Source organism: Lewinella cohaerens DSM 23179, assembly GCF_000379805.1.
Lineage (GTDB): Bacteria > Bacteroidota > Bacteroidia > Chitinophagales > Saprospiraceae > Lewinella > Lewinella cohaerens.
Genome location: NZ_KB903590.1, coordinates 1 through 4,057, shown reverse-complemented (window position 1 = coordinate 4,057; position 4,057 = coordinate 1). Strand labels below are relative to the sequence as shown.

The window sequence follows — 4,057 nt, the reverse complement described above, 5'->3', positions numbered from 1 at the left end:
AACTCAAGCTACAACGCAGGCTGACCGAAGGGAAGCTTGACGGGGTAGCAAAGTTCTACACAGCCCGGAGTTGATCAAGAATATAAACATCCTAATATGAGCGATTCCCAAAACACCAAACTGCGCGCGGTAATCATACGCTACTGGTGATCATCTCTCAAAGCGGAAACTACCATCCAGGCAACCCTTTCTAAAGATAAAAATTATTCCTTTTGGTAATCCCTTGAGCGCGCAGTAAAATATCCTTCTACCCAGCTTTTAGTAGAAACAGCGGAGGGTTGTGTAGAACTCCGGCTACAACGCAGGCTGACCGAAGGGAGGCTTGACGGGGTAGCAAAGTTCTGCGCATTTTTATTTTTATACCTTTGTTGCTTCCCTTACGATTTTTTTAATCACTTCGTCTGAAAAAGCATTTACACTTTGGTCTTGTACATGAGTGTCATTAATTACTAGAATATATCCACCAGTAGTAAATACTGATTTTTTGAATAGTCTATCAGCGATTCTGACAATTGATCCAATATCACTATTAATTAAATTACATCTTTTAATTATTTCTTCCATTTTTTTACTTTTTATTAGACATCTACTTAAAAAAATTCTGCACCAAAGATCATTTATTTATGATTAGCTGATTAGTTTTTTTCAATCTTTCTGGAAAAGTTTCCCATACTCGCCTATCATTTGTAGAAGTATTTATATTATCCGTCATACCAATATAACAAAAGCCAATATAATAAAAGCCAATATAATAAAAGCCAATATCCTGCAAACTTTATAGCAATTTTATATATACCCGGAGAACAAACAATTAACTTTTCCTCAAGGTTAAGGTTACGTTTTCCGACTTCGCTTCTAATTTTTTCTTTCAAAGTTATTTTCTAACTGCAGTTTTCTCGCTAAAGTAATTTAATAAAGCATACATGCCTGTTACTGAGGCAACTGCAAGTATAACCCATATAAGAATTTCTTTCCAATATGAAATTTCTCCCCAGAGATATTTTCCATCAGCAGAAAATGAATTATAAAAATCACCTAACAATGTTGATTCTGGATAAAACCTTGAAAAGATCATACTTGGAAAAATAAATATACTTATAAAAATACCTCCCATATAAAAAACATAAAAGACTGCACCTTTTGCTGACTTAATGAAATTTTTCTCCTCTGATCGATCTTGAAAATAACTTAATATAGCTACCGCTCCGATTAGCGCTGTTGCAAACGCAAGGATTAATAATATGTTCATGTCAATATTGCTGTTATATTAAATAAATTTTGGGTCGATTAGATTTTTAAAATGTATAAATTGCTCGTTTATGATGTTCTAATTCTCATAACAAATCTAGGTTATAATAGTGGATTATACAACTATAGAAATCACTATTCCCATAATTACGATAGTTGATGATTATCTTAGTTTTTTATTCTTTGCGCAGAACTCGAGCTAGCGCGCATGCTGACCAAAGGGAAGCTTGACGTGCTAGCAAAGTTCTGCGCTTTACTCTTCTTCACTTAATAATCCCTCTATATCCTCAATCCTACAGCCTCTTAAAAAATCAATTCTTTCTTGGCAAATATTTTTGAACTCGTAATCATCAATTTCCTCATTTGATAGATATGTAAGTAATTGATTATTCTCACTTTGCACTCTCCTCATCATTCTGTCAAAGTGATCGACATATGACTGTACTAATGAGTGATTAATGTGCGAAACATCCTCATCACTATAATTGGCAAATGTTATTTCAGTATACGCAGATGGAAACCCATAATTCATTTTAAATAGGATCTTATAATCAATTGGTTCATTAATCCATATCGCGAAATTATCTCTTGCTGCAGATTCTTTTGACCGAGAAGAAAACAGAACCTTGAAATCATAGTTTTTATATAATAACGATTGCTGATAATTTTCATAAATCACTTCTTGTTGCATTTTCATCCTTGCATTGTATTCATCTACATTATATGCCTCACCAAAATCTCTTCTCAAGCCAGAAGAATCCACAAAAAATATTCTCCTAATTCTGGCTCCCTTGGACAAGGCCTGTTGCTGTCGATCAAGAAAATCTTTGTAATCACCAATGGTTTCCCAAAATTTGAATATTGAAACAGTTAAATAGGTCTTACTCCCATCAAGTTCTTGCATATACTCGTTAAACCACTTTAGGATTTCAATATTTTTGGATGTATGTTCATAAGTTATTGTGCAAGAATTCAGGCCTTCGAGTCGAGAATATGCTGAGCTAACTTCACTTTTTAAATGCCTCATTCTTATAGAATCATTTGGTACTCTTTTTATAAAATTCTTAAGTGCAGTATACTTTTCATATAGATCACTATCAAATGGTATATATTTCTTAAAATCGCTTAAACTTTTAATAACTCGACCCGATCTTCCTTCATTATTCCAGAACTGATCAAAATGACGATTATAATTTGTTACAATTCGGTTGTTAGTTGTATAAAAAACTAAAGCATTATCAATTAGATCTATTCCTTGATCTACATTTAAGGTCACAAAAAGATACTCTGTATTATCCTCTTGGCGTAGTATATAGTATGTATTAGTTATCTTCAGATTACCGTAATGAACTATTTCGTAGCGATTAGCATTCTCATCTACGATTGTAAGACATCTTTCTAAATGCTCTCTAAAACGTTTCTCAAGTTGATGCTGCGTTACTCTTCTGATGTAAAATGGCCGTGGTATTCTAGTAGTAGTTTCACCTAGCTTTTTTTCTATCGCAGAATAATAATTAAGTACAGTTTTATGGTTTCCTGATTCAGCAACATGCTGACGACCAGCACCTACAACCTTCATCCACTGTGATTCAGGTAAAAGTTCTTGTACCAGTTCTAGAGCTTCATCCGGCTTTAACTCTACAATTCCTTTAGATGCCTTGTATACTCTATCATCAAGTACCATATTCCTTAACTCAGTAAATAACTCGTACAAAGAATAGGCATAATCTTTAATCCAATCACTAACATTATTTGTTTTTTCAAAATCTTGGCTTATTCTCACTAACTCTTTTTCATATTTAGTCTTTTTGACCTTATTCAAAGCTACAGCTCCCATTAGTATTCTTAATTCATTCAATGCCTTATGGTATTCAGCATCCTTTAAGTATTTATCAATTTTTTTTAAATTTTGAAGATTTATTCTCGTGGGAATATGCATCTCTCGTGAGTTTTTAAGGGAGAAAATTATTTAAATCAATATCACCATTAAGTAATCTATTTCCAATATCCGAAAAATATTTAACTAAGGTTTTTTCAAATACAGAAACACCAAATTTCTTGATTTTAACAAAGTGTTTTCGCAACCTCTCTATGTTTTTCTTCTTAGTCAATCGAGGAATTGCAGCTTTTGATATTTCCATCTCTTCTGCAATTGTTTTAGCATATAAAAATTCACTTTCAGAATTACTACTATCTAGGACAGCAATAATTATATCATCATACAAATTACTAAGTACTTTCTGTTGCTTTGTTGAAAAAGGCGCTTTATCAGCATCCTCATCAATAATCTCAAAAAGAGGCCCAATTTCTTCCGAATATTGACGGCTTATTTGATCGTCATCAAATAGAAGGCTATTTTTGTTATATGCATCTAGAAAATCTAACCATACTCCTAACCTTTTCTTTAAGTCAACAGAATTGACGGTAGCTCTTCCTGTCTCTAAATTTTCGTGGTTGAAGGGTGAATACGAAATTTTATAGAATGTCTTGTTTGATTTCACACTAATTTCTTCAATATCGAAAAAGAACGATGACGATAAGTCAACCTCTTTGAGTCTCAGTACTATATTGTCTGTCTTAAACGGAATTATCTCAGTCTCTCTTACTTCAAGTAATTCTTCAAGAGCTCGTCTGACTACTAACGGTATTTCTTTTTTCACTTTGGTTTAGTTTATTCATCGAGTACTACACTGAATATAATACAAATTGCGCAGAACTCAAGCTACAACGCAGGCTGACCGAAGGGAAGCTTGACGGGGTAGCAAAGTTCTACACAGCCCGGAGTTGATCAAGAATATAAACATCCTAA

At 33.3% G+C, this 4,057-nt stretch carries 4 protein-coding genes; all 4 read right to left on the bottom strand.

Annotation, left to right across the window (positions count from 1 at the left end; all coding sequences use genetic code 11):
- Window positions 1-357 precede the first annotated feature (357 nt).
- Window positions 358-564 (bottom strand): hypothetical protein, encoded by a 207-nt coding sequence (locus A3EU_RS0125555; RefSeq protein WP_020539038.1) that lies wholly within the window; start codon window positions 562-564, stop codon window positions 358-360.
- Between the two features lie 310 nt (window positions 565-874).
- A complete protein-coding gene (locus A3EU_RS0125545) occupies window positions 875-1,249 on the bottom strand; it encodes a hypothetical protein (protein WP_020539036.1) in 375 nt (124 codons plus the stop codon).
- Window positions 1,250-1,501: 252 nt separating this feature from the next.
- Window positions 1,502-3,187, bottom strand: coding sequence for a hypothetical protein (locus tag A3EU_RS0125540; protein ID WP_020539035.1), 1,686 nt, complete (start codon window positions 3,185-3,187; stop codon window positions 1,502-1,504).
- Between the two features lie 13 nt (window positions 3,188-3,200).
- Complete coding sequence (locus A3EU_RS0125535; protein ID WP_020539034.1) at window positions 3,201-3,908, bottom strand: hypothetical protein; 708 nt, start codon at window positions 3,906-3,908, stop codon at window positions 3,201-3,203.
- Window positions 3,909-4,057 lie beyond the last annotated feature (149 nt).